This is a genomic window from Sphingomonas horti (assembly GCF_009753715.1).
Taxonomy (GTDB): Bacteria; Pseudomonadota; Alphaproteobacteria; order Sphingomonadales; family Sphingomonadaceae; genus Sphingomonas_B; species Sphingomonas_B horti.
This window is the reverse complement of record NZ_WQMS01000007.1, coordinates 175,751-197,954: the sequence shown is the minus strand read 5'-3', so window position 1 is coordinate 197,954 and position 22,204 is coordinate 175,751. Positions and strand designations below refer to the sequence as shown.

The window sequence follows — 22,204 nt, the reverse complement described above, 5'->3', positions numbered from 1 at the left end:
CCGTTCGGGCGGAGCTTGGCGAAGCCCTCCCTTTTCTTTCCCCGAGTCGCCGAAGAAGAAGGAAGGCTTTCGACAAGCGCAGGCCGAACGGTGTTTAGAGCATCGGCTGGAAGGTGTTACCGCCCGCCCGGCGCTCCCGGGGCGCCCTGGCCGCGCATCATCTGCTGCATCTGCATCTGCTGCAGCACGGCCATCGGGATGAATTCGAGCAGCTCGACGTCGAACGTCAGCACGGAATTGGGCGGGATCGTGCCGCCGGTGTCGCGGTCGCCATAGCCGAGCTCGGGCTTGATCCAGAGGCGGTATTTGCCGCCCTTCTGCATCAGCTTCAGGCCTTCCGAAAAGCCGGGGACGACCTGCGCGACCGGCAGCGGCGCGCGCTCATTCTCGTCGAACACGGTGCCGTCGCGCAAGCTGCCCTTGTACTTGATCAGCGCGACATCGGCGTCGGTCGGGTGCGCGCCTTCGCCGGCCTTCAGCACCTTGTACTGCAGCCCGGAGGCGGTGGTCTGCACGCCCGGCTGACGGGCGTTCCAGGCGAGGAATTGCTCGTTGGTGCCGGTCTGCGCGACCGCGGCCGAGGTGCCGAACCAGGCCAGCGCGATCGCCGCGGCGAGCACGACGGCAACGCCCGCCCATAATATGCCGAGCACGCGGCGCGAGGTCGGCGGAATCAGCACGGCGGTCACGGACATGGGCGGGTTCCCCTAGATTGAGGCCGCCCCTTTACGTCATTCCCGCGAAAGCGGGAATCCCGCTTCTTCAAGGCAGCAAGGCAGGTGGGTCCCGGGTCGAGCCCGGGATGACGGCCGGCTTACTTGACGCCGTCGCGCTCGGCGCGCTTGCGCTCGAGCTTGCGCGCGCGACGGATCGCGGCGGCGCGCTCGCGGGCGCGCTTCTCGGACGGCTTCTCGTAATGACGGCGCAGCTTCATCTCGCGATAGACGCCTTCGCGCTGCAGCTTCTTCTTGAGCGCGCGCAGCGCCTGGTCGACATTGTTGTCGCGGACGAGAATTTGCATAAGGCCGTCAGTCTCCGTGTCTTCAAGCAGCGCTTGTCGGGCGATGCATCAACCCGGAAACGCCGAACAATAGCTAATGGTTCGTCGCAGACAGGGCCTGCGCCGTTGCGCGCCCTCTACACTTCGTCTGCCGAGTCGACAAGCAAAAAGCCCCGCCGGTGGGGCGGGGCTGTTTGGCTGATGCCCGCTTTCGCGGGGGCGGCGCGCCCGTCAATATTTCTGCTGGCGCTCGTACAGCGATTTATAGTGCTGGATGCGGGTGACCCGCAGGCCCGGCATCCCCGAACGATCGACCGCGCGCTGCCAGGCGGCGAATTCCTCGACCGTCAGGTTGTAGCGCTCGCACACCTCGTCGACGGTCAGCAATCCGCCATTGACCGCGGCGACCACTTCCGCCTTGCGGCGCACCACCCAGCGGCTGGTGTTCGGCGGCGGCAGTGTGTCCAGCGTCAGCAGCTCGCCGAGCGGGCCGATCACCTGGGCGGGGCGGATTTTCTGGTTTTCGATCATTCTTTCCTCAAGCAACAACGGCTCCTCGGGAGAGCCTCGATACGCGACACCGGTGCTAGCGATTCCTGGTTCAGAAACCCTGAACCCGATCGGTAAACATCCGCCTCATGTTCCCTTCTCCGGCGTTAGCAGGGCCGCCACGCCGCTGTTGAAGCTGGCTCCGGAGACGCCGCCCTTGCGGCGTCGTTCCCCGAACAGCTCGACAAGAGATACGGCCGAAATCGGCCCGGCTTCAGCGCCGGCGATCACCTGGGCCGTCTGGCTGGCGGCCTGGCGAGCGACCGCAACCGCGACCAGGGTCGCGAAATTGGGGCGCACCGGCTGCGCGCTCGGCGTCCAGTCTGCCAGTTGACGGTCGTGGTACAAAGCCTTCCCCCGGAATGTCTTGCACCTCGTCTAGCGGCAGGTGTTGAACCGCCGGTAAAGGCGGGTGCGGTATTTTCGCCACAGGGAGGCAAAGGCTTGCCGCCCGTGACGCGGCGGCCCGCGGCCCCTATATGGCCGCGCAATGCACGCGGATTTCCAGCTCGGGGCCGACCTTTGGGGCAAGCGGATCGTCGTCGCCATGTCGGGCGGCGTCGACTCGTCCGTCGTGGCTGCATTGGCCGCCCGCTCGGGCGCGGAGACGATCGGAGTCACGCTGCAGCTTTACGATCACGGCGCCGCCGTCGGGCGGACGGGAAGCTGCTGCGCCGGGCAGGACATTCGCGACGCCCGCGCCGTCTGCGACAAGCTCGGCATCGCCCATTACGTTTTCGACCACGAAAGCCGGTTCCGCGACAGCGTCATCGCCCAGTTCGCCGACGAGTATCTGGCCGGCCGCACGCCGATCCCGTGCGTGCGCTGCAACATGGGCGTGAAGTTCACCGATCTGTTCGCGCTCGCGAGGGATTTGGGCGCCGATGCGCTGGCGACCGGCCATTATGTCCGTCGCATGGAAGGGCCGGAAGGGCCGGAGCTCCACCGCGCCGCCGATCCCGCGCGCGACCAGAGCTATTTCCTGTTCGCGACCACGCGCGATCAGCTCGACTTCCTGCGTTTCCCGCTGGGGGGCATGCCGAAGCCCGAGGTGCGGGCGATCGCGGCAGAGCTGGGATTGGGCGTCGCTGCCAAGCCGGACAGCCAGGACATCTGCTTCGTGCCCGATGGAGACTATGCCCGACTGGTGAAAAAGCTGCGGCCGGAAGCGGAGACGGAAGGCGAGATCGTCGACCTCACCGGCCGTGTGCTCGGGCGGCATAAGGGGCTGATCCACTTCACCGTCGGCCAGCGGAAAGGCCTGGAGCTGGGCGGCCAGCCCGAGCCGCTGTACGTGATCCGTCTGGACGCGGCCGCGCAGCGCGTGATCGTCGGCCCCAGACGCGCCCTCGCCGTCGGGGCGGCGCGCCTGAGCGAGATCAACTGGATCGGCGGCAGCTATGCAGGGCCGATCGCCGCCAAGGTACGCTCCCTCGCCAAGCCCATCCCCGCCGTGCTCGACGGCGACCGCTTGGCCTTCCCGCAGGGCGAATACGGCGTCAGCCCTGGCCAGGCGGCCGTGCTCTACGCGGGCGACCGCGTGCTCGGCGGCGGCTGGATCGAGGAAACGGAGGCGGCGGACGTCGCGGTGGCGGCCTGATCAGCAGAATTTTCGAGCGTCCGAATGCGACCCGTTGCGGACGTTCAGAGTCGAGCTAGTCTTCAGCGCATGACTCATCAGCTGGACGAGGGAGATGAATGGCAGACGCAGCTATACGAAGCTGCCTACCGCTTCAGCGTGTCGCTGCGCGAGTTGAACGACACGAACCCATGGCCCGAAAATCCCGTCCTTGGACAAGCAATCAACACCTTGGCGACGGAGCTATGGGATCGGCGCTTCGGCCTTACGGAAATCAGAACGGCATTGGCCGAAGCGGCCACGGATTTGCCCCGCTACGCTGCGGGCGAAGAGTATCGACCTTAAGTCCAGTTTCCAGCCCTTGCGGACATAGCCGTGCCGCGCCAACCTGCTCGTATGAATGATGTTGATGCCAATCTGCTGCGGAGCATCCCACTATCCGACATTCAGCAGGTCACCTTCTACAAACGTGACGAACTCACTACTGATCTGATCTGCTGCGACGTGGAAGCTAGCGGGCAGGTTTGGACCTTCAATGAGGAAATGATGGGCTGGGACGCCCTCCTTTCCCATCTGGAGCAACTCTCCGGCTTCCAGGCTGATTGGTTCTCCCGCGTCGGACAGCCGCCTTTCGAGGCTAGCGAAACCATCGCGTTCAGCCGCTTATAAATGTCCGCAACCCACCCGCACGTGACGATCGGCCTGGGGCCGCTGGGAATGCCGGCTTCTTACTCGCAAAGCGGACATCGTTAAGGCGCCGGCGCCGAGGTCAGATCGCGACCCATAGCGGCCCCTCTCCCATGGGGAGAGGGCGACTCGCGGCATCGCCGCGAGCGGGGTGAGGGGATCAGGACTTCGTGGAGAGGTCCAACCCCTCACCCGGTCAGCGCAAGCGCTGACTCGACCTCTCCCTAGGGGAGAGGTGATTGGTCCGCAAACCACCCTCAGCCGACATCCGGTCAGCGCCTGATCTGATACTCCCGCCCTTGAAGCGGCTCCGGTTGGCAGCCCAGCAGCGGATCGAAGCGCGCGGTGCGGCGGGCGAGCAGCGGGACGTTGGCGGTGACGCTCTTCTTCGCCGGGTCTTCGCTCAGGCGGATCATCTCCATGCCGGGTTCGAAATCCTTGTAGCATTGGGCAAGCGGCCGGTTGCCGATATAGCGGCACGCGCAGGCGACGCGGGCAGCATAGCCGGTGCCGAGCTCCAGCTGCGGACGCATCGCGCCGGCGTAGAGTGCGGCAGCGATGAACAGGGCGGCGAGGATGATGGTGGCCGACCACACCATTCGTCGTTTGCCGCTACGCATCGGTCACCCCCCGCTCCATTCGGGCTGAGCCTGTCGAAGCCCTCCCTTCCTTCCCGTTGGCTTTTAGTGAACAGAAAGGGAGGACTTCGACAAGCTCAACCCGAACGGTTTTTGGGGTTTCGGCTCCGCTGTGCTGCGATAGGCTGGCGGGTATGAAAATCTACCCGCTTCTTGCTTCCGCCCTGGCACTCGCCGTGCCGGGCTCGGCGGCCGCGCCGCCAGACCCGATCGCGCCGCTGTTCGCGCCCGACATGGGAGACACGCGCGCGGTGCTGCTGCTCGTGGACGGACGGCCCGTCGCGAAGCGTTATGCGGCCGGCTATTCCGACGCGAACCGGTTCATCAGCTGGTCGATGGCGAAGAGCGTCACGGCCCTGCTGGTCGGTGCGCTGGTCGCCGACGGCAAGCTGCAGCTCGACGCGCCTGCGCCGATCGCGGAATGGCGGAACGACGGGCGGGCGCGGATCACGCTCAGGCAGCTGCTGCGCATGTCCTCGGGCCTCAGGCACATCGAGGTCGGGCAGCCGATCGAGAACAGCGACACCAACCAGGTGCTGTTCGTGTCCGGCACGGGCGGCATGGCGGCCCGGGCGATCGCGCGGCCGCTGGCGTTCAAGCCCGGCACGCATTTCAATTATGATTCGCTGACCAGCATCATCCTGGCCGAGATCGTCACCCGCACCCTGACCGACAGCCGCGATCCGCGCATACGCGCGCGAGCCTATCGCGATTTTGCCGAGGAACGGCTGTTCCGGCCCGCGGGCGTCGCGTCAGCCTTTCTGGAGTTCGACGGATCGGGCACGCAGATCGGCGGCTCGATCATCCATATGAGCCTCGACGATTGGGGACGGCTGGGGCGGCTGCTGGTCGACGGCAAGGGCCCGAACGGCAAGCAGATCGTCGCGCCGGACTGGCTCGCCTTTCTGAAGACGCCCGCGCCGACCAACCCGCGCTATGGCGGCCATGTCTGGCTGTCGCCGAACGGCCTGGTCTCGATGCGCGGGCATCTGGGACAGTTCGTGTTCACCGGTGCCAAGGACGGCCATTCGGTCGTGCTCGTCCGCCTCGGCAACACACGCGAGGACCGGCTGGAGGCGATCACGCCCAGCTTCGAGCGGATCGCCCAGGCGGCATTGACGGCAGGCTAGCGCACGGTCAGCCGCCCTTCGCCGGCTCGGCAGGGCATTCGCCGATCCGCGTGCCGTTCGCCTGCATCGTCATCTTCATGCTCTGGCCCGCAGTCGGCATCTGCATGTCCATCGTCGCGAGCACGTTATAGGATTGCGGCGTGTAGGCGCCGTCCAGCGTCATCCCCATCTCGCCGCCCGACTGGCCGGGGCAGTGCATCGTCGCCTTGATCTTGCCGCCCTTCATGTCGAACTCGTCATACTTACAGCGGCTGTTCTCGCGGCCCGCGAAGACGTTCGGCTTCTGCAAGTCCTCCGGGGTCAGGCATTTCAGGTTGGTCGCGGTGCGGGCGAGCGCGCCCTTCATCTGCGCCGCGGCGGCTTCGGGAACGCCTTCGACCTCCAGCAGCTTCATCGTCGTCACGACTTTCCACTGGCCCGGCTCCGGCCGCATCTCGCCTGCGCCCGCTGCCTTTGCCTTGGCGGCGACTTCTTCCGCCGTCGCGTTCTTGAGCTTCAGCTCCGGCTCCTTGTTGCACGCGGCGAGCGCCAGCAGCGCGAGCGCGATCGTCATCCTCATCAGGCAATCCCCCTTGTCCCGCCTGTCGTTGCGATGGCGGCTCGCCGGGACCATATCGACAAGCCATGGCGATTCAAATCCGCACCACGCTCGCCGAGCCGGAGACGGGCGAAACCTTTGTTCCCCACAAGCCCAACCGTCCGGACAAGTCCGAAGGCGGAAAGCGGTTCAAATTGGTCTCCGACTACGAGCCTGCGGGCGATCAGCCCGGCGCGATCGCAGAACTGGTCGAGGCGGCGCAGCAGGGGGAACGCGACCAGGTGCTGCTGGGCGTCACCGGCTCCGGCAAGACCTTCACGATGGCGAAAGTGGTCGAGACGCTGCAGCGCCCCGCCCTTGTGCTGGCGCCGAACAAGATCCTCGCGGCGCAGCTGTACGGTGAGTTCAAGAGCTTCTTTCCCGACAACGCGGTCGAGTATTTCGTCAGCTACTACGACTATTATCAGCCCGAGGCCTACGTGCCCCGGTCCGACACCTACATCGAGAAGGAAAGCTCGGTGAACGAGGCGATCGACCGGATGCGCCATTCGGCCACCCGCGCGCTCCTCGAACGCGACGACGTGCTGATCGTCGCCTCGGTTTCGTGCCTCTACGGCATCGGCTCGGTCGAAACCTATTCGGCGATGATCTTCGACCTGAAGAAGGGGCAGGCGGTCGACCAGTCGGAGATCGTGCGCAAGCTCGTCGCGCTGCAATACAAGCGCAACGATGCTGCCTTCGCGCGCGGTAATTTCCGGGTGCGCGGCGACAATTTGGAGATTTTCCCGTCGCATTATGAGGACAGCGCCTGGCGGGTCAGCTTCTTCGGCGACGAGATCGAGGAGATCGTCGAGTTCGATCCGCTGACCGGCAAGAAGGCGGCGAGCCTCGACTATGTCCGCGTTTATGCGAACTCGCACTATGTGACGCCGGGCCCAACCTTGAAGCAGGCGACGGAGGCGATCCGCCACGAGCTCGCCGAGCGGCTGAAGGAATTGGTCGCGGAAGGCAGGCTGCTCGAGGCGCAGCGGCTGGAGCAGCGCACAAATTTCGACCTGGAGATGATCGCCGCGACCGGCTCCTGCGCCGGCATCGAGAATTACTCACGCTTCCTGACCGGCCGCCTTCCCGGCGAGCCGCCGCCCACGCTGTTCGAATATCTGCCCGAAAACGCATTGCTGTTCGTCGACGAGAGCCATGTCACGATCGGGCAGGTGAACGGAATGAGCCGCGGCGACCATCGGCGTAAGCTGACGCTGGCCGAATACGGCTTCCGCCTGCCGAGCGCGATCGACAACCGGCCGTTGCGCTTCAACGAATGGGACGTGATGCGGCCGCAGACCGTCTATGTCTCGGCGACGCCTGGCGGCTGGGAAATGGAACAGACCGGCGGCGTCTTCTCCGAACAGGTGATCCGTCCGACCGGCCTGATCGACCCGCCGGTCGAGGTGCGGCCGATCGAGGATCAGGTCGACGATCTCGTCAACGAATGCCGGATCACGGCGAAGAACGGCTACCGCACGCTCGTCACGACGCTCACCAAGCGGATGGCGGAGGATCTGACCGAGTATCTGCATGAGGCCGGGCTGAAGGTCCGCTACATGCATTCGGATACCGAGACGCTGGAGCGGATCGAGTTGATCCGCGACCTCAGGCTCGGCGTCTATGACGTGCTGGTCGGCATCAACCTGCTGCGCGAAGGCCTCGACATTCCCGAATGCGGGCTGGTCGCGATCCTGGACGCCGACAAGGAAGGCTTCCTGCGCTCCGAGACTTCGCTGATCCAGACGATCGGCCGCGCCGCGCGCAACGTGGAGGGGCGGGTCATCCTCTACGCCGACACCATCACCGGCTCGATGGAGCGGGCGATGCGCGAGACAGAGCGCCGGCGCGAGAAGCAGCGAGCCTATAACGAGGCGCATGGCATCACGCCGACCACGATCAAGCGCAATATCGGTGACATCATCCAGCACGTCGCGTCGAAGGACCAGGTCACGGTCGAGATCGACGAAGACCGGCCGCACATGGTCGGCCACAATCTGCGCACCTACATCGAGGACCTCGAAAAGAAGATGCGCGACGCCGCCGCCAACCTGGAGTTCGAGGAAGCCGCCCGCATCCGCGACGAAATCCGCACGCTGGAGCAGCAGGAACTCGGCCTGCCGGTCGAGGAGCACAAGGCCCCGCTGATGGGCCGCAGCAACGAAGGCAAGCCCGGCACCCGCAAGACGCGCTACGGCAAGACCCAGCGGAAGTTCGGAGGGCGGCGCTCCTGAGCAGCTATCTAGCGCAATGCTCAGAGCTTGCGCCGGCGTCGCCCGCGTGCTGATCTGCCGCCCAAGGAAAGATGCTCGATCTGAACGGCTTCCTCGCGCGCCACGAGCTGGACGAGTGGCGTGACGAGCAGGCTCTGATCGCCACGCGAAGTCCAGGCAAATAGAAGGCGTGCCCCAATCTTGCGACCAAATTTGTCGCTCGCCTCGTCTACCACGTCGCGATAAGACATCGCCCGGGAGGCAAACACATGAGACGGCGGGGCTTTTTGGCGTCCATCCGCTTGCGGACGCGTATTCGGCGAGGCCTGCGATGAGTAGCGCCTTCTTCGACTCGCCGATCCTCAACTCGCCTTACGAGGAGCCGACGCAGCATTGGGAGCTGGACGCAAGCGGGCAGCCAACCGCGGTCGTCAAGCCGAACCGTCGTCCCAGCGCGCTTGTGTCGCCCATTCCGAAGCCGAAGAAGATCAAGGGCAAGGCGGCGGCGCAACCGGACTTCCTCGCCGACGAGCTGGGTCAGGAATATAACCCGACCGAAGTCATCAACGGCATCCGCTCCGCGGTCGAGAGCTGGCGACACCTGCCTGAGAGCCAGTGGCAGGTGACGCCCTCCACCGCTCGGTTGTTGCGCCACTGGCGCAATCATCCCTTCGCGAACCAACGCCCGTTCTTCTGCCAGGTGGAGGCGGTCGAGACGGTCATCTGGCTGACCGAAGTCGCGCCCAAATCCTCGGCCCAAGGCCGGCGCTTCTGGACACACCTGGAAGCAGCCAACGCCGCCTCGAACCTGGAGCTGCTGCGCATGGCGCTGAAGCTCGCGACGGGCGCGGGCAAGACGACCGTCATGGCGATGCTGATCGCGTGGCAGACGGTTAATGCGGTCCGCCATCCGAACGCGAAGCGGTTCTCGCGCGGGTTCCTGATCGTGACCCCCGGCATTACGATCAGTGGGCAATGACCGGACAGCCAGGCTGTTCACGTGACGCCAACCCGGCCGGGTACAGACGCGGGAACCAGCGCTCGACCACGTCGATCGGAAAGCCGAGCCGGACGGCCGACTTGTGGCTGGCGTCGGTTGCGACGAGCAGGCCGTGCTTGAGGAGTGTGGACACCACTTCGCGACCTTTGCGCTCCTGATAACCGCTGAGCCGGCCCGCTTCGCCACGCGACAGCTCGCCTGCCAGCAGGGCTTCGCGCAGGATCGGATACGCGCCCTTGGGCAGGCGTCCGGCCCGCGCTTCGTCCTCGGTGTAGATCTCGATGCGGCGCAGGAGCTGCTGCGGCTCCAACACCGACGTCATGTAACGAACCTGGTCAAGGCAGGCCTCGAGGAAGAAGCCGCAGAATGCGACCAGCCCGGCCTGGGTCAGGTTACCGCGGCCGTCGCGGTCGCCCCGCCTCGGCCCATCGGCCGCTTGCAGCAGCGCCTTGTAGCGTTCGGCATTGCGCGCGAGGCCGCGCGAGACCGACCACAGGCTGGAGCCGATCCCGACACGCTTGAACAAGGCGTGGCTCATCAGCCGGGCGACGCGGCCATTGCCGTCGAGGAACGGATGAATCCACAGCAGCCGATGGTGAACCGCCCCCACCGATTGGACCTGCCGGACCTGGTTGAGCCGTTTCGGATCATAGGCTTGATCAAAGCGGGCCATGAAGCGCGGCAGCTCGTCCGCGTCGGGCGGGATGTGACGGCCGACAGCGACACCGCGCCTGCGGAGTTCGCCCGGCACGACCCGAAGCCGCTCCGCGGTGTCGGGGTTCTCGACCCATAGCAATTCTTCGGGAAGCCGCGCGCAGAAGCTGCGGTGCAGCCATTGCGCATAGGCGCCGCTCGCCGGCCAGTCAGGCGGGTCGCCCCCCTCGTCGATCCGGCGCTGCACCTCGATATGCGCGACGGCCTCGAGCTGTAGCGCGCGCTTCGTCGGCTCGGCCGAAAAATCCTGCGCCAGCGCCCGGTCGATATCGCGCGGATGCGTGTCATGGCCTTCGATCAGGTTCGAATAATAGCAGTTCATCGACCGCACGAGCGCGCCTATACCGCCTTGAACGGTCGGGTTGAGGCGACCCGCAAGCATGCTCGCTTCCCGGATCAGCTCGAACGTCAGATCATCCAGGCTGCGCTCCGCCTCCTCGGGCAGCATCGGCTCCATCGCGCTGACATCCATGCCGGTTCTTGTGCCGGTTTCCGTGCCGGTTGAAAAGGACGGATTTTCAGGCCCTATAGCACGTAGCGAGATTTGCGCATGCCGGTTAGTTCGGCCAGTTTTAGTAGCACAAACGAAGACTTTGCGGCCACGCAAAAGCCCCCACCGGTCTCCCGATGGGGGCCTATGAACAGAGAAACCTCTGTATCAGTGGACTTCTTTTCAGGAATCTCCCGTAAGGGATTCAGGCCCGAAGGCATCCTTCTCAGCGAAGTCAAACTGTTACCGTGGCTTCCCTACCGATTTGCCACAGCCACGCTCGCCGATTGACGTACGCCGGTCAAGGCGCTTTTTTGCACGCAAGGGGGAAACGATGAGCGGGCTCGTCTTTGGTATCGATCTTGGCATCGCGTCTTGCGGATGGGCGGTGCTGCGCCATCCCCTGCGCGAAGGTGACGCCGGAGAAGTCGTCGCGTTGGGCAGTTGGATGTTCGATGTTCCGGAGACGGACAAGGAACGCACGCCAACCAACCAGATTCGACGCGGCAACCGCCTGCTGCGTCGCGTCATCCGACGCCGCGCCAAGCGAATGGCCGACGTGCGCCGCCTATTCCACCAGCATGGATTGTTGGCTGGGCACGAGCCCGACGCACTGAAACGGGCCGGTCTCGATCCCTGGGATCTCCGCGCGCGCGGGCTCGACAAGCTTTTGGTCCCTGCGGAGTTCGCCGTCGCCCTCGGCCATATCGCAAAGCGCCGCGGCTTCAAATCCGGGGCTACGCCCAGCTCTACCGCGTCGACCGGCTGATGCTGCTCTACCCGCATCACCGTGCCCTTGCCGCCCCGGGCTCGCTCGGGCTGCATCGTATCGCCGTACCCAGCGGCGCGCGGCTGGAGGTGGCGACGGTGGACATCAGCGCTTCCCGCAGAGACTGCACAGCGGCGCTTGGCAATCTCCTCCGCCCGCTCTGTCCGGCGATGACCGCGAGCGCGGCGTGAGCAGCTGAAAGGAGACGGCATGCAGATCTGGCAAATGACCATCGCTAAGACCGATCTGATCGAAGCGATCGATGGCGCGCGCAAAATCTCCACCTGGCGAAAGCGACGCAGTGACCTGAAGGCATTTCCGCTGATCATCACGGCCGGTCCGGATGGCCTGGCGTTCCGTTCCGCCGATGCCGCCTACGACGTGTCGGCCAGAGGGAGCTGGCCATCCCCGATCCGCGTTCCCGGCGCCGTGCTGCACGCATTGGCGCCCCGGCTCGACGGCCCGGAAGTGACGATGGTGTACGCGGACGGCAAGCTCGTCCTCGGACGGACAGTGCTAGACGCGGTGGAGGTGTGAAGCCCGGCCCCAACTTGACTCGACACCGTGAAAGATATACATTGATCATGTATATCAGGAGCCGTTTCATGCAGGTCGCGCGATGGGGAAACAGCCTTGCGATCCGCCTTCCCGCCGCTGTCGTTGAGGCACTAGCGCTGAAGGAAGGCGACGACATACAGGTGCGCGTCGCCGGCGATGGTTCGTTCGTGGTTGATCGCGACCAGGTGCGGCTGCGCGCGCTGGAGACGATCCGGAAGCTGCGGCGGCCGCTCCCTCCCGGGTGGAGCTTCGATCGCGACGAGGCGAACGAGCGCCGCTGAATGGCGCGGGCGTTCCTCGATACCAACGTCCTCGTTTATGCGTTCGCCGACGATCCGCGCGCCACGGTTGCCGAACGGCTGCTGGCCGAGGGCAACGACGTCAGCGTGCAGGTCCTGAACGAGTTTGCCAATGTGGCGCGGCGCAAGCTCGGCTTCGACTGGCGGCAGGTCAGGGATGGGCTGGCCTCCATCCGCGCTCTGGCGCGCGCGATCCACCCGGTCGACCTGAAAACCCACACACATGCGCTGTGGCTGGCGGAGCGGTACGGCCTTTCCGTCTATGACGCCTTGATCGTCGCCGCGGCGCTGCAAGCGCGGTGCGACCTGCTCTATTCAGAAGATATGCAGAACGGGATGGAGATTGAGGGTGGGCTCTGCATCCGAAACCCCTTCACAAACCAGGCCTGATTGTCCGACTAAGCGGCAAGGGGGATTGCCGCATGACGCGAATGGCCAAGCTGGATCGGCTGCTGTCGCTGGTGCACGCGCTCAGCGAGAGCGCGGAGGGGCTGACGCTTGACGACATGGCTGAGGCAGTCGGCGTCAATCGCCGCACGGCCGAGCGGATGCGCGACGTGATCGCGCTGCATTTTGACCTCGATGAGCAGGCGGACGGGGCACGCAAGCGCTTCCGGATCCTGGGTTCCCTGCGCCGCGTTTATACCCGACCGACGCCCGAGGAGCTGGCCGCTCTGCAGGCCGAGGCGGATGCGCGGCTGATCGAGGACTCGCCTCGCGCGGCCTTGCTCGCCAGCCTGCTCGCCAAAGTGAAGGGCGCGCTGGATGACCGCGAGAAGCGGCGGCTCGACCCGGACCTGGAGTTGCTGGCACGCGCCAACCGCAAGATGGTGGCCGCCGGCCCTGCCGCGGAAGCCGATCCGGCGACGCTCACCACCATCCAGCACGCAATTCTGGCGGGCGCCTGCGTCGAGTTCGACTATGCGCGCGAGGACGGCGAGCCGCAGTGGCGGCGCGTTATCCCGTACGGCGTCGCCTTCGGCCCCCTGACCTATCTGGTCGGCAAGCTGCCGCCGCGCGACGGCAAGCCAGAGCTGGACCCAGTGCTGTTCCGCCTTGACCGGATGCTGGACGTGCGGCTGAGCGACACGCCCGGCTGCGCGCCCGATGACTTCGACCTGGACGCGTGGCTGTCGCAGAGTTTCGGCGTCTGGCGCGACGGCACCCACGAGGTCACGCTGCGCATCCTCCCCCACGCCACGCCGCGCGCCCGCGCCTGGCGCTTCCATCGGAGCCAGACGGTCGAGCCGCTCGAGGACGGCTCCCTGCGCATCCGCTTCGCCGCCGGCGGACTGCGCGAAATGGCCGAGCACCTCTTCACCTGGGCGGGCGATCTGGTGATCGAGGAACCCGGAGCGCTGAAGGCGGCGATGCGGGAACGGCTGGAACTGGCAAACGGGCTCGTCGCGGCGCGGCGCTAGGCTGAACCGACGGCAGCAGCGACTGGCGGTGCGATCAACGCATGGCCGTTATAATTCATCGCCGGCTGGCGGCGCCTCGCGCTTCGCCCCGTCGAGAAACGGCAGCATGTCCGCAGCGCCTGCCTTGCCCGCGCGCCGCTTCAGGAAATCGGATGCCGTTTCGACCACGCCGATCTTCTGGGCGATGGCAACCGCAATCCACTGATTTAGGGACACGCCGTCTTCCTTGGCCAGCCGCGCGGCCGCTTGCTTGACCGATGCCGGCAGCTTGAGCGGATAGGAGGCCTTGCTCATGACGGTAACTCCTTCAACAATTCACCCGGTTTCAGCACTCTCAGACCGAACCGCTCCGCGCCTCTGGCGAAATCGCGCACATTGTGCGTGATCAGAGCATCGGCCCGGCCATTGACCGCCGCTTCCAGGACCATCTCATCATTCGGGTCCGAGAGCTGCGGCCGCCATTGAAAACTCACCTCCACCGGCTCGCAGGCGCTCGCCAAGGCGGCCAGGAACCGATCTATTTCCGTCAGTCCCAGTGCATGGGCGAGCCGCTGTTCGGGCCGCTTCAGCACCGCCTCATATTCGAGGAACAATGCCGGGGTAACCAGCGGCGTCACGCGTCCAAGCGCCGCCTCACGCAGGACAGCGTTGCTGCCGCCGGTCGCGCTCCTGAGCGCCGTGACAATGATATCCGTATCAAGGACGATCTTCAGCATATCCCATAAGATATCACTTCCTAAGGGATATTCAATCTACACGTCGTCATGATGCACGACCATTCCTGTCGCAAGCGTCGATCATGGCGGGTGCATGCCAATATTCGTCCTGCTCGGCCTCTTCCTCCTCTACTGCATGGCTGTCGCTGGTCCGGCCGACATCGAGCAGGGACGGCGCTTCTGGAAGCGTTGGGAGAAGGTGCTGCTGATCCTCAGCGTCGCGCTCTGGGGCGCGATCATCTTCCTGTGAGTGCCAACCGATCTTGCGCCGGCGTTGCCCGCGTGCTGATATGCCGCCCAAGGGGGAAAGATGCTCAATCTGAACGGCTTCCTCGCGCGCCACGAGCTGGACGAGTGGCGTGACGAGCAGGTTCTGATCGCCGCGCGGGTACTTAACCAGGCCGCGGCCGACCTGATCGCCGGCCTTGCCGACACGCTGAAGGGTGCGTCCTGGAAGGACGGGCTGATCGGGCAAGGATCGTACATCCGACGCGTGGTTGAGCCGAAGGTCATCGAGGTCGCGGAGCCGATCGCGAACCAGCTGGTCGAGGAAGCGAACCGCGCACTTGCAGACATCGTCGATCATCAGGCGATCTGGAGTCGCGATCCAGGCGCGTCTGCGGGCGCGGCGGACGGCTTCGAAGGTTGGCAGGACGTGGCGAGCGGCGTGGCACCGATCGTCGGCGGGGCGGCGATTGCAGCCGCCATCCCATCTTTCGCGGTGACTACCACAGGCGGACTGCTCGGCACCGGCTTGTTCGCGACCACAGTGGTCCATTGGCCGGTGATCGTGGTCGGTGGAACCGCCGCCGCCGTCGCCGTCTCCACCGGCCTGATCAACTCGGCGCGGATCTGGGATAAGACCGAGGCGCGGCTGTGGCGCAAGGTCGCGGATCACGTTGGCGTGATGCTGATCCGCGGCACGCCCAAGCACCCGTCGATCCTCGACCAACTCGCCGCCCGCTACACCGAAGCCGCGGACAATGCGCGGAGGCTCTGGTGATCACGACCCTGTTTTTGCGCCAAATACCCGAGTTGCTGACCGCTGGCGTCGGTTCCGGCGAGTACAAAGTCTATGGCTCGATCATCCGCTCGGTCGCGAAGGGCGGATCGTTGGGCATCTCCAGGAGACTTCCGGGCTGGCCAACCTGGCCGGCAAAGTCCTGTCCGGCGGTGCCCCGGGCTTCGGCACCGCCGTCGACCTGGTCGGCCACACGGTCAGCTATGTGCAGAACGAGCAGATCAAGGCGGCGGTGAACGTCGTCCAGAACCTGCAGATCGCCAATCTGGCGGTCTACGCCGCCGGGATCGGCGTGTCGGTGGCCGGCTTCGCCGTGCTGGCGGCGAAGATCGGCAGGGTGGAGGCCAAGGTCGATGCGCTGGGCGATCGGCTCGACGCGATCGCGCGCGGCGTTGAATTCCTGAAGCGCGACCGCATCGCCGAGGATTTCACGCGACTGCGGACTACCGCGCAGATGCTGGACGAAGCCTGGCTGCTCACCGACCCGCTCCCGCAGTGGCGACATGTGGCAGAGGAGGCGATCTTCCTATCCAACCAGTTCGAGCGGCGCGCGCTCGAGCTGCTGGACGGCAATCCCGACCCGATCGCGGCCGAGCCGTTTCTGGAGGCCCTCGCCTTTGCTTCGTCGGCGCGGGTGCAGGCGCGGCTCGCCAGTGGCGAAGACGCGGTCGCGCGCAAGGCGGCCGAGGACGGCGCTCTGGCGTTGGTGCGTGCCGGGGACCGGCTGCGTCTCGGACAGGCAGCCGTGGCGGACGCTTTGCAGGCTGACGCGCCTGTCGGCACGCAGGACTGGTCCAATGCACTCGATGCACGGGCCAAGGCGCTTCGGGACAGCGTTGCCGGGACGCGAGCACGGGAAGCCGCCGCGGTTGGGTCCGCGCTCACGCTCGAAGAGCTAGGACGGCAGGGAATCAGCGGCCGCGCCTGGCTCGAAGAGGTGCGGGCCGAGACGGAGGCTCCGCTGCTCTTTTTGCCGACATCGGCGGTCGCGCCGGTTTGAAGGCAAGTCACGGGACGTTCGGTTGCACCTGGAGTTCTACTCGCCAGCAATGGATGCGACCGGACCTTCTCTGGAAACCGAACTGAACGCGCAGGGCTGCGCGGTTCTGCCGGAGCTTCTTTCGCGCGAAGCCTGTGCCGAAGCGCGGAAATGGTGGACCGAAGAGAGCCTGTTCCGCAGCCGCGTCGACATGGCGCGGCATGGCTTCGGGCAGGGGGAGTATCGCTACTTCGCCTATCCATTGCCCGATCGGGTCGCCAAGCTGCGTGAGCAGCTTTATCCCTCGCTGGCCGCGATCGCGAACCGCTGGGCGGAGCGGCTGGGGCAGGACCGGCGGTTTCCGGAGTCGCATGCCGCGTTTCTGACGGAATGCCATGCGGCGGGGCAGGGGCGGCCGACGCCGTTGATCCTGCGCTACCAGGCAGGCGACTGGAACGCGCTCCACCAGGATGTTTACGGCGACCATGTGTTTCCGCTGCAGGTCGCGGTGCTGTTGTCGGCCCCGGGACGAGATTTCGAGGGCGGGGAGTTCGTGCTGACCGAGCAGCGGCCGCGGATGCAGTCGCGTGCCGAGGTGGTGCCGCTCGCCCATGGCGACGCGGTCGTGTTTCCCGTCCGCGAACGGCCGGTCCGAGGAAGCCGCGGCGACTATCGCGTGCAGATGCGGCACGGCGTCAGCCGCGTCCGCAGCGGATTGCGCTTCACGCTGGGCATCATTTTCCACGACGCGACATGAGGTCGCTTCCATGCTATCGGCCGCGCACGGCTTCGCTATGAAGGCCGCACGGGTCGCCTGATCTCATTCCTTCAGCGGGAGCGAGTCGATGGCCACGATTGTCGCGCCTGTCCGCCCGGCCTGGACTGCCGATCGGATCTTCTTCGGATCGATCGCGGTGGCGCTTGGCCTCGCCACCTTCATCGGCTTCGCGCCCACTTATTACCTCCACGATTATTTCGCCCGTCCCGCCGTGCCGCCGATCCTGCACGTCCACGGCCTCGTCTTCACGGCCTGGGTGTTGACCTATATCGGCCAGACCGCGCTGATCGGCGCCGGCCAGATCAGGCTGCACCGCACGGTCGGCGGCTTCGCGGTCGTGTTGGCACTGGTCGTCTTCCTGCTGGGCGTGGTGGTCGCGATCGAGCGCGGCCGCAACGGCACGCCTCCGCCGGGTCGCGACCCGGCCGCGTTCCTGATCTTCCCGTTCGTCAGCATCGGCATGTTCGCCTGGTTGTTCAGTCTCGCGCTTTTGCGGCGGAACATGGCGCAGCATCACAAGAGACTGATGCTGCTCGCGACCCTGTCGCTGTGCGTGACGCCGATGGCCCGGCTTTCCAGGATGCTGCACTGGCCGGTGATCCCGCCGGTCGGCGGCATGCTGATCGCCAACCTGTTCCTGATCGCGCTGGTCGCGTTCGACCTGAGACGGCGGGGCAGGCTGCATCCGGCCACGATGCTGGGCGGCGGCCTGTTCCTGGCATCGGAGCCGCTGCGCGTGCTCGTCAGCCAGAGCGCCGCCTGGCAGCACTTCGCGCACATGCTCATCGGCTGAGCCGCTCGCACCGTCGTGCCGGCGGGTTGCAACGCGCGGCCGCTCCGGCCATGCGCTGATCCAGGCAACGGCAGGAGAGCGCATGCGGCGGGCGATCGGCTTTTCACTTCTGATGCTTTCCGCGTGCGTGGCGCCGAACCGTCCGGCGCCACCGCCCGAGCCGGTTCCGACGCCTCCGCGCACGCCCGCTCCGGCGCCGCCGCCCGTTCCGCAGGGCGATGCCTGGCGCGACGCGCCGCTGACGCCGGGTGACTGGAGCTATCGCCGGGCGGGCACCCACACCGAAGCGGCTTATGGCGAGGCCGGCATGAAGCCGGTGCTGGTCATGCGTTGCGACCATGCGGCGCAGCGCGTGCGCCTGATCTGGGCGACCGCCGCCGCCGGGCCGCTCACGATCCGCACCACCGATGCCGCCACGCCGCGCGCGGCGGGGCGCAGCGAGGCGGGGCTGGAGGTCGATTTCGCGACGCGCGACCCGCTGCTCGACCAGATGGCCTTCAGCCGCGGGCGCTTCATGCTGGTGGCGGGCGGGCAGTGGGCGATCGTGCCGGCCTGGCCCGAAGTCTCGCGCGTGATCGAGGATTGCCGTTGATGCTTCGGCGGCGAAGCAGCGCAACCCAACCAGACTCGCGCAATTAATTTTTCTTTTCAAGTCTTGATCGGCGATTCGCCGCGATTCACATTCCTCTCGTGCACCAGCCGGTGCACATTGGCTTCAACAGCGAAAGGAGGTGATCCGATGTCTCATGGTTCAGCAGAGAGGTCGGTCAAGTCCGTTCGGGAGCTGCGCGCCTGAAGGGCTGCAGCCTATAGGCTTCCGGGCGGCCTTCCGGCCGCTGACCATGTAAGGGGTTGCCGGGTCTTTCAGGCCCGGCAACCTTTTTCATTTGGGGTGCGTGCGCCGCCAGTTCCGTTCCTCGCGCTCCAGCAGCTCTTCGCGGACGTAGAGGTAGCTGAGCGCCAGATTGATCTCGATCAGGAACAGCACCAACCCGGCGACCAGCAGCACCATGCCGAGCACGAACGCGACCGCCACCGCCACGCGGAAGGCGAGGCCGGCGAGCTGGGTGATGAACAGCAAGGCGACCAGCGAGCAGACGACGATCGCGCTCGCGACGATCAGTGCGATCGCGGCATTGGCGAGGCGCATGCGCCGGTCGACGATCCGGAGCTCGCGCACATAGCGCTGATGCTCCTCGCCTTCGCTGTTCGCGTGCAATTGCTCCAGCACGCGCGAGCGGTCGACCACTCGCGACAGCCGGCCGGCGAGCACGTTCAGGATCGCCCCGATCCCCGCCAGCAGGAAGACCGGCGCGATCGCCAGCTGGATTGTCTGCGCGATCGTGGAGACGGCGGGCAGGTCGAACATGCGGACCGGATTGGCGCGAGGACGCCGATCCGGTCAAGCGTGCAGGGTCAGGCCGCCGGTTTCTTGAACCGCATTACAAAGCGGTCGGTCTTCCCACGCACGGCCGGATCGAACACGTTCTTGGTATGATCGTCCGTGCTGACGCGCAGCATGTCGCTCTGGCCGTCGAGCACGAAGCCGGCGCGCTGGAAATCGGCCTTGACCGTGTCCGGATCGATCCGGTGAAGCTTGTCGACGATCGCGCGCGTGTCGCCCGCGGGACCGACATGATCGACGACGGCGACTATGCCACCCGGCTTCATCGCCGCATAGAGCGCGGCGAGCACCTGGTTGGGATCGGTGCGGGGCACCTTGTACTTCTCGCTCTCCCAATAGAAATCGTGATAATTCAGGTGGATCATCGCGAAGTCATAGGTGTTGGGCGTCATCGCGGCGCGGAAGCCGGTGACCAGCTTCACATTGGGCTCGCGCGCGGTCATCGCGTCGATCTTGGCCTTGCCCATTTCATAGAAATTGGCCGGCTCGAACGCGACCACGCTGCCGTTCGGCCCGACGGCCTGCGCCATGATCTCGGCATAATAGCCGGTGCCGGTCAGCACATCGATCGTGGCCATGCCTTTTTTCAGGCCCATGAAGTCGAGCACTTCGGCGGGGTGCCGTCCGGCATCCATCGCGCGGGCGTCGGCGGGGCGGCCGCTGAAGTCGATGGCGGGCTGGTAGTCGGCGGGCTTGGCGCTCGCGGCCGAAGCGGCAGCAAGCGCGATCGAGGCGAGGAGAAGAGGCAGGCGCATGGGTTCGTCCCCCAAGATGTGGAGCGCGGACATTCTGCCTGTTTCGGATTCGGCTCAAGTCCGGTCTATCGACACGGATCGGCCGTTCGTCGATGCCTTTCAGAGCACCAGTTTCGCGCCGACCAAAGCCAGCGTGACCGCCAGCATCGGCGTCAGCACGCGGTCCGGCATGCGGCTCGCGATCAGGCTGCCGACAACGATGCCGGGGATGGAGCCGATCAGCAGCGACAATAGCAGCCCGACATCGACCGATCCCATCGCGAAATGGCCAAGCCCCGCGATCAGCGTCAGCGGCACCGCGTGCGCGATGTCCGATCCGATCAGCCGCGCGACCGGGGCACGGGGATAGAGCACCAGCAGCGCGGTCATGCCGAGCGCGCCGGCGCCGACCGACGTCAGCGTCACCAGCGAGCCGAGCAGGGCGCCGAGGCCGATCGTCAGCCACATGATGCGCCGGTCCTCCAGCCGCCCGAAGGCACCGCTCAGGCGCTCGACGATGCGCTTGCGATAGAGCGTCGCGATGCCGGTCAGGATCAGCGCGACGCCCAGAATGTCGGTGATAACGCGCCCGGTGTCCTCGGCGCGCATCCGGGCGATGCTCAAGGCGGCGAGCGTCAGCAGCGTCGCGGGCACGCTGCCGGTCGCCAGCCGCCGTACGACCCGCCAGTCGACCGTGCCGCGCAGGCCGTGCACGCCAGTGCCGGCCAGCTTGGTCGCAGAGGCATAGAGCAGGTCGGTGCCGACCGCGGTCGCCGGATGGAAAGCGAACACCAGCACCAGGATCGGCGTCATCAGCGACCCGCCGCCGACACCGGTCATGCCGACCAGCAGCCCGACCAGCACGCCCGCGACCGAATAGAGCGGCTCGATCATGGGCGCGCCGCCGCCCGTTGCTCAGGCGGTGGTCTGCGCGGGCGTGTTCACGCCCATGCTGGCAAGGTATCGCTTCACGTTGCGCGCCGCCTGGCGGATGCGTTGCTCATTCTCCACCATGGCGATGCGGACGAACCCTTCCCCTTCCTCGCCATAGCCGACGCCGGGCGCGACGGCGACACCGGCATGGGTCAGCAATTGCTTGGAGAACTCAAGGCTGCCCAGGTGCGCGAGCGCCGACGGCAGCGGCGCCCAGGCGAACATCGACGCGCGCGGCGGCGGAATGTCCCAGCCGGCGCGGCCGAAGCTTTCGACCAGCACGTCGCGCCGGCGCTTGTAGAGCTGGCGGTTGGACTCGACGATGTCCTGCGGCCCGTTGATCGCGGCGCAGGCGGCCGCCTGGATCGGCGTGAACGCGCCATAGTCGAGATAGGATTTCACGCGCGTCAGCGCCGCGATCAGCACCGGGTTGCCGACTGCGAAGCCCATCCGCCAGCCGGCCATCGAATAGGTCTTCGACATCGACGTGAACTCGACCGCCACGTCCTTGGCTCCGGGGGCCTGCAGGATCGAGGGCGTCGGGCAATCGTCGAAGTAGATCTCGGAATAGGCGAGGTCCGACAGGATCCAGAGCCCATGCTCCTTCGCGAAGGCAACGACACGCTCGTAGAAGGCGAGGTCGACCACTTCGGCGGTGGGGTTGGACGGATAGCCCATCACCAGCACCGAGGGCTTGGGCACGGTGAATTTTACCGCGCGCTCCAGGCTCTCGAAATAGCGCTCGTTGGGCGTGGTCGGGACGGACCGGATCGTCGCGCCGGCGATGATGAACCCGAACGTATGGATCGGATAGGACGGGTTCGGCGCCAGCACCACGTCGCCGGGCGCGGTGATCGCCTGGGCGAGGTTCGCCAGCCCTTCCTTGGAACCCAACGTCACCACGACCTCGCGCTCGGGATCGAGCTCGACGCCGAAGCGGCGGGCATAATAGCCGGCCTGGGCCTTGCGCAGGCCAGGAATTCCTTTCGAGGCGGAATAGCCGTGCGCATCGGGCTTCTTCGCGACCTCGCAGAGTTTCTCGATCACGTGCGGCGGCGGCGGCAGGTCCGGGTTGCCCATGCCCAGGTCGATAATGTCTTCGCCCGCCGCGCGTGCTGCCGCGCGCATCGCATTCACTTCGGCGATGACATAGGGCGGCAGCCGGCGGATGCGGTAGAAGTCGGTATCCATGCGCCTGCTTTATCCGTTGCAGCGCCG

General features: G+C 66.1%; 31 protein-coding genes and 1 pseudogene. 18 read left to right on the top strand and 14 right to left on the bottom strand.

Going from position 1 to position 22,204, the window contains the following annotated elements; genetic code table 11:
- Nucleotides 1-116: 116 nt before the first annotated feature.
- From GON01_RS07195 to GON01_RS07180, 4 genes are all read right to left on the bottom strand, one after another.
- Nucleotides 117-695 (bottom strand): FKBP-type peptidyl-prolyl cis-trans isomerase, encoded by a 579-nt coding sequence (locus tag GON01_RS07195; RefSeq protein WP_157026676.1) that lies wholly within the window; start codon nucleotides 693-695, stop codon nucleotides 117-119.
- 119 nt (nucleotides 696-814) lie between these two features.
- On the bottom strand, nucleotides 815-1,021 hold the full coding sequence (gene rpsU / locus GON01_RS07190) for a 30S ribosomal protein S21 (RefSeq protein ID WP_046348761.1): 207 nt from the start codon (nucleotides 1,019-1,021) through the stop codon (nucleotides 815-817).
- A 210-nt stretch (nucleotides 1,022-1,231) separates the two neighbouring features.
- On the bottom strand, nucleotides 1,232-1,531 hold the full coding sequence (gene sciP, locus GON01_RS07185; RefSeq protein WP_157026675.1) for a CtrA inhibitor SciP: 300 nt from the start codon (nucleotides 1,529-1,531) through the stop codon (nucleotides 1,232-1,234).
- A gap of 105 nt (nucleotides 1,532-1,636) precedes the next feature.
- Nucleotides 1,637-1,897: a hypothetical protein gene (locus GON01_RS07180; RefSeq protein ID WP_157026674.1), complete on the bottom strand. Its 261-nt coding sequence runs from the start codon at nucleotides 1,895-1,897 to the stop codon at nucleotides 1,637-1,639.
- A 142-nt stretch (nucleotides 1,898-2,039) separates the two neighbouring features.
- Here GON01_RS07180 and mnmA point away from each other — a divergent pair, with 142 nt between their 5' ends.
- The 3 genes from mnmA (at nucleotide 2,040) to GON01_RS07165 (ending at nucleotide 3,797) form a co-directional block, all read left to right on the top strand.
- Nucleotides 2,040-3,149, top strand: coding sequence for a tRNA 2-thiouridine(34) synthase MnmA (gene mnmA, locus GON01_RS07175; RefSeq protein ID WP_157026673.1), 1,110 nt, complete (start codon nucleotides 2,040-2,042; stop codon nucleotides 3,147-3,149).
- A 69-nt stretch (nucleotides 3,150-3,218) separates the two neighbouring features.
- Nucleotides 3,219-3,473, top strand: coding sequence for a hypothetical protein (locus GON01_RS07170; RefSeq protein WP_157026672.1), 255 nt, complete (start codon nucleotides 3,219-3,221; stop codon nucleotides 3,471-3,473).
- A gap of 51 nt (nucleotides 3,474-3,524) precedes the next feature.
- Entirely contained in the window at nucleotides 3,525-3,797 is a 273-nt protein-coding gene (locus GON01_RS07165; RefSeq protein WP_157026671.1) for a hypothetical protein, read from the top strand.
- A 290-nt stretch (nucleotides 3,798-4,087) separates the two neighbouring features.
- Here GON01_RS07165 and GON01_RS07160 read toward each other — a convergent pair whose 3' ends face one another.
- The gene (locus tag GON01_RS07160; protein ID WP_181600223.1) at nucleotides 4,088-4,435 is read right to left on the bottom strand and encodes a hypothetical protein; all 348 of its coding nucleotides are present in this window, start codon (nucleotides 4,433-4,435) and stop codon (nucleotides 4,088-4,090) included.
- A 152-nt stretch (nucleotides 4,436-4,587) separates the two neighbouring features.
- Here GON01_RS07160 and GON01_RS07155 point away from each other — a divergent pair, with 152 nt between their 5' ends.
- On the top strand, nucleotides 4,588-5,583 hold the full coding sequence (locus tag GON01_RS07155; protein WP_157026670.1) for a serine hydrolase domain-containing protein: 996 nt from the start codon (nucleotides 4,588-4,590) through the stop codon (nucleotides 5,581-5,583).
- A 7-nt stretch (nucleotides 5,584-5,590) separates the two neighbouring features.
- On the opposite strand, the gene GON01_RS07150 is transcribed toward GON01_RS07155, so the two are convergent.
- On the bottom strand, nucleotides 5,591-6,142 hold the full coding sequence (locus GON01_RS07150; protein WP_181600222.1) for a DUF3617 domain-containing protein: 552 nt from the start codon (nucleotides 6,140-6,142) through the stop codon (nucleotides 5,591-5,593).
- 65 nt (nucleotides 6,143-6,207) lie between these two features.
- On the opposite strand from GON01_RS07150, the gene uvrB reads away from it, so the two are divergent.
- Nucleotides 6,208-8,397, top strand: a complete 2,190-nt coding sequence (gene uvrB, locus GON01_RS07145; RefSeq protein ID WP_157026668.1) for an excinuclease ABC subunit UvrB — start codon at nucleotides 6,208-6,210, stop codon at nucleotides 8,395-8,397.
- A gap of 20 nt (nucleotides 8,398-8,417) precedes the next feature.
- Here uvrB and GON01_RS07140 read toward each other — a convergent pair whose 3' ends face one another.
- A complete protein-coding gene (locus GON01_RS07140) occupies nucleotides 8,418-8,627 on the bottom strand; it encodes a hypothetical protein (protein WP_157026667.1) in 210 nt (69 codons plus the stop codon).
- A gap of 80 nt (nucleotides 8,628-8,707) precedes the next feature.
- On the opposite strand from GON01_RS07140, the pseudogene GON01_RS07135 reads away from it, so the two are divergent.
- Nucleotides 8,708-9,343 (top strand): annotated as a pseudogene (locus GON01_RS07135) (restriction endonuclease); the annotation flags it as partial.
- Here the strand turns inward: GON01_RS07135 and GON01_RS07130 are convergent.
- Complete coding sequence (locus tag GON01_RS07130; RefSeq protein ID WP_408640904.1) at nucleotides 9,342-10,412, bottom strand: Fic family protein; 1,071 nt, start codon at nucleotides 10,410-10,412, stop codon at nucleotides 9,342-9,344. The pseudogene GON01_RS07135 and the gene GON01_RS07130 sit on opposite strands and share 2 nt — an antisense overlap.
- A gap of 502 nt (nucleotides 10,413-10,914) precedes the next feature.
- On the opposite strand from GON01_RS07130, the gene cas9 reads away from it, so the two are divergent.
- The 6 genes from cas9 to GON01_RS07105 all read left to right on the top strand — a co-directional run bounded on the left by cas9 (nucleotide 10,915) and on the right by GON01_RS07105 (nucleotide 13,627).
- Nucleotides 10,915-11,349 carry a type II CRISPR RNA-guided endonuclease Cas9 gene (cas9, locus tag GON01_RS07125; RefSeq protein WP_198159801.1) on the top strand — a complete coding sequence of 145 codons (435 nt, stop codon included), beginning with the start codon at nucleotides 10,915-10,917 and terminating at the stop codon, nucleotides 11,347-11,349.
- Nucleotides 11,349-11,540, top strand: coding sequence for a hypothetical protein (locus tag GON01_RS16630; protein WP_198159800.1), 192 nt, complete (start codon nucleotides 11,349-11,351; stop codon nucleotides 11,538-11,540). The genes cas9 and GON01_RS16630 overlap by 1 nt, the downstream gene beginning before the upstream one ends.
- Before the next feature lie 19 nt (nucleotides 11,541-11,559).
- Entirely contained in the window at nucleotides 11,560-11,886 is a 327-nt protein-coding gene (locus GON01_RS07120) for a hypothetical protein (protein WP_157026666.1), read from the top strand.
- A 68-nt stretch (nucleotides 11,887-11,954) separates the two neighbouring features.
- Complete coding sequence (locus GON01_RS07115; protein WP_157026665.1) at nucleotides 11,955-12,188, top strand: AbrB/MazE/SpoVT family DNA-binding domain-containing protein; 234 nt, start codon at nucleotides 11,955-11,957, stop codon at nucleotides 12,186-12,188.
- Entirely contained in the window at nucleotides 12,189-12,596 is a 408-nt protein-coding gene (locus GON01_RS07110; protein ID WP_157026664.1) for a PIN domain-containing protein, read from the top strand.
- 32 nt (nucleotides 12,597-12,628) lie between these two features.
- Entirely contained in the window at nucleotides 12,629-13,627 is a 999-nt protein-coding gene (locus GON01_RS07105) for a helix-turn-helix transcriptional regulator (protein WP_157026663.1), read from the top strand.
- A 48-nt stretch (nucleotides 13,628-13,675) separates the two neighbouring features.
- Here GON01_RS07105 and GON01_RS07100 read toward each other — a convergent pair whose 3' ends face one another.
- Together GON01_RS07100 and GON01_RS07095 are read right to left on the bottom strand one after the other, a co-directional pair.
- Nucleotides 13,676-13,921, bottom strand: coding sequence for a type II toxin-antitoxin system HicB family antitoxin (locus GON01_RS07100; protein ID WP_157026662.1), 246 nt, complete (start codon nucleotides 13,919-13,921; stop codon nucleotides 13,676-13,678).
- Nucleotides 13,918-14,343, bottom strand: a complete 426-nt coding sequence (locus tag GON01_RS07095) for a putative toxin-antitoxin system toxin component, PIN family (protein ID WP_157026661.1) — start codon at nucleotides 14,341-14,343, stop codon at nucleotides 13,918-13,920. The genes GON01_RS07100 and GON01_RS07095 overlap by 4 nt, the downstream gene beginning before the upstream one ends.
- 94 nt (nucleotides 14,344-14,437) lie before the next feature.
- Between GON01_RS07095 and GON01_RS07090 the strand changes: the two genes are divergently transcribed.
- The 6 genes from GON01_RS07090 to GON01_RS07065 all read left to right on the top strand — a co-directional run bounded on the left by GON01_RS07090 (nucleotide 14,438) and on the right by GON01_RS07065 (nucleotide 18,506).
- Entirely contained in the window at nucleotides 14,438-14,593 is a 156-nt protein-coding gene (locus GON01_RS07090; RefSeq protein WP_157026660.1) for a hypothetical protein, read from the top strand.
- Nucleotides 14,594-14,653: 60 nt separating this feature from the next.
- Nucleotides 14,654-15,346 (top strand): hypothetical protein, encoded by a 693-nt coding sequence (locus GON01_RS07085; RefSeq protein WP_157026659.1) that lies wholly within the window; start codon nucleotides 14,654-14,656, stop codon nucleotides 15,344-15,346.
- Nucleotides 15,327-16,364, top strand: coding sequence for a hypothetical protein (locus GON01_RS07080; protein WP_232328715.1), 1,038 nt, complete (start codon nucleotides 15,327-15,329; stop codon nucleotides 16,362-16,364). The genes GON01_RS07085 and GON01_RS07080 overlap by 20 nt, the downstream gene beginning before the upstream one ends.
- 49 nt (nucleotides 16,365-16,413) lie before the next feature.
- Nucleotides 16,414-17,100 carry a 2OG-Fe(II) oxygenase gene (locus GON01_RS07075; protein ID WP_157026658.1) on the top strand — a complete coding sequence of 229 codons (687 nt, stop codon included), beginning with the start codon at nucleotides 16,414-16,416 and terminating at the stop codon, nucleotides 17,098-17,100.
- 88 nt (nucleotides 17,101-17,188) lie between these two features.
- Nucleotides 17,189-17,914 carry a hypothetical protein gene (locus GON01_RS07070; RefSeq protein ID WP_157026657.1) on the top strand — a complete coding sequence of 242 codons (726 nt, stop codon included), beginning with the start codon at nucleotides 17,189-17,191 and terminating at the stop codon, nucleotides 17,912-17,914.
- Nucleotides 17,915-17,996: 82 nt separating this feature from the next.
- Nucleotides 17,997-18,506, top strand: a complete 510-nt coding sequence (locus GON01_RS07065) for a hypothetical protein (RefSeq protein WP_157026656.1) — start codon at nucleotides 17,997-17,999, stop codon at nucleotides 18,504-18,506.
- Nucleotides 18,507-18,797: 291 nt separating this feature from the next.
- Here the strand turns inward: GON01_RS07065 and GON01_RS07060 are convergent, their stop codons facing one another.
- The 4 genes from GON01_RS07060 to GON01_RS07045 form a co-directional block, all read right to left on the bottom strand.
- Nucleotides 18,798-19,283: a DUF2721 domain-containing protein gene (locus GON01_RS07060; protein ID WP_157026655.1), complete on the bottom strand. Its 486-nt coding sequence runs from the start codon at nucleotides 19,281-19,283 to the stop codon at nucleotides 18,798-18,800.
- A 47-nt stretch (nucleotides 19,284-19,330) separates the two neighbouring features.
- Nucleotides 19,331-20,074, bottom strand: a complete 744-nt coding sequence (locus GON01_RS07055; protein WP_157026654.1) for a class I SAM-dependent methyltransferase — start codon at nucleotides 20,072-20,074, stop codon at nucleotides 19,331-19,333.
- A gap of 99 nt (nucleotides 20,075-20,173) precedes the next feature.
- The gene (locus tag GON01_RS07050) at nucleotides 20,174-20,947 is read right to left on the bottom strand and encodes a sulfite exporter TauE/SafE family protein (RefSeq protein ID WP_157026653.1); all 774 of its coding nucleotides are present in this window, start codon (nucleotides 20,945-20,947) and stop codon (nucleotides 20,174-20,176) included.
- Nucleotides 20,948-20,968: 21 nt separating this feature from the next.
- Nucleotides 20,969-22,177, bottom strand: a complete 1,209-nt coding sequence (locus GON01_RS07045) for an LL-diaminopimelate aminotransferase (protein ID WP_157026652.1) — start codon at nucleotides 22,175-22,177, stop codon at nucleotides 20,969-20,971.
- Nucleotides 22,178-22,204: the final 27 nt, after the last annotated feature.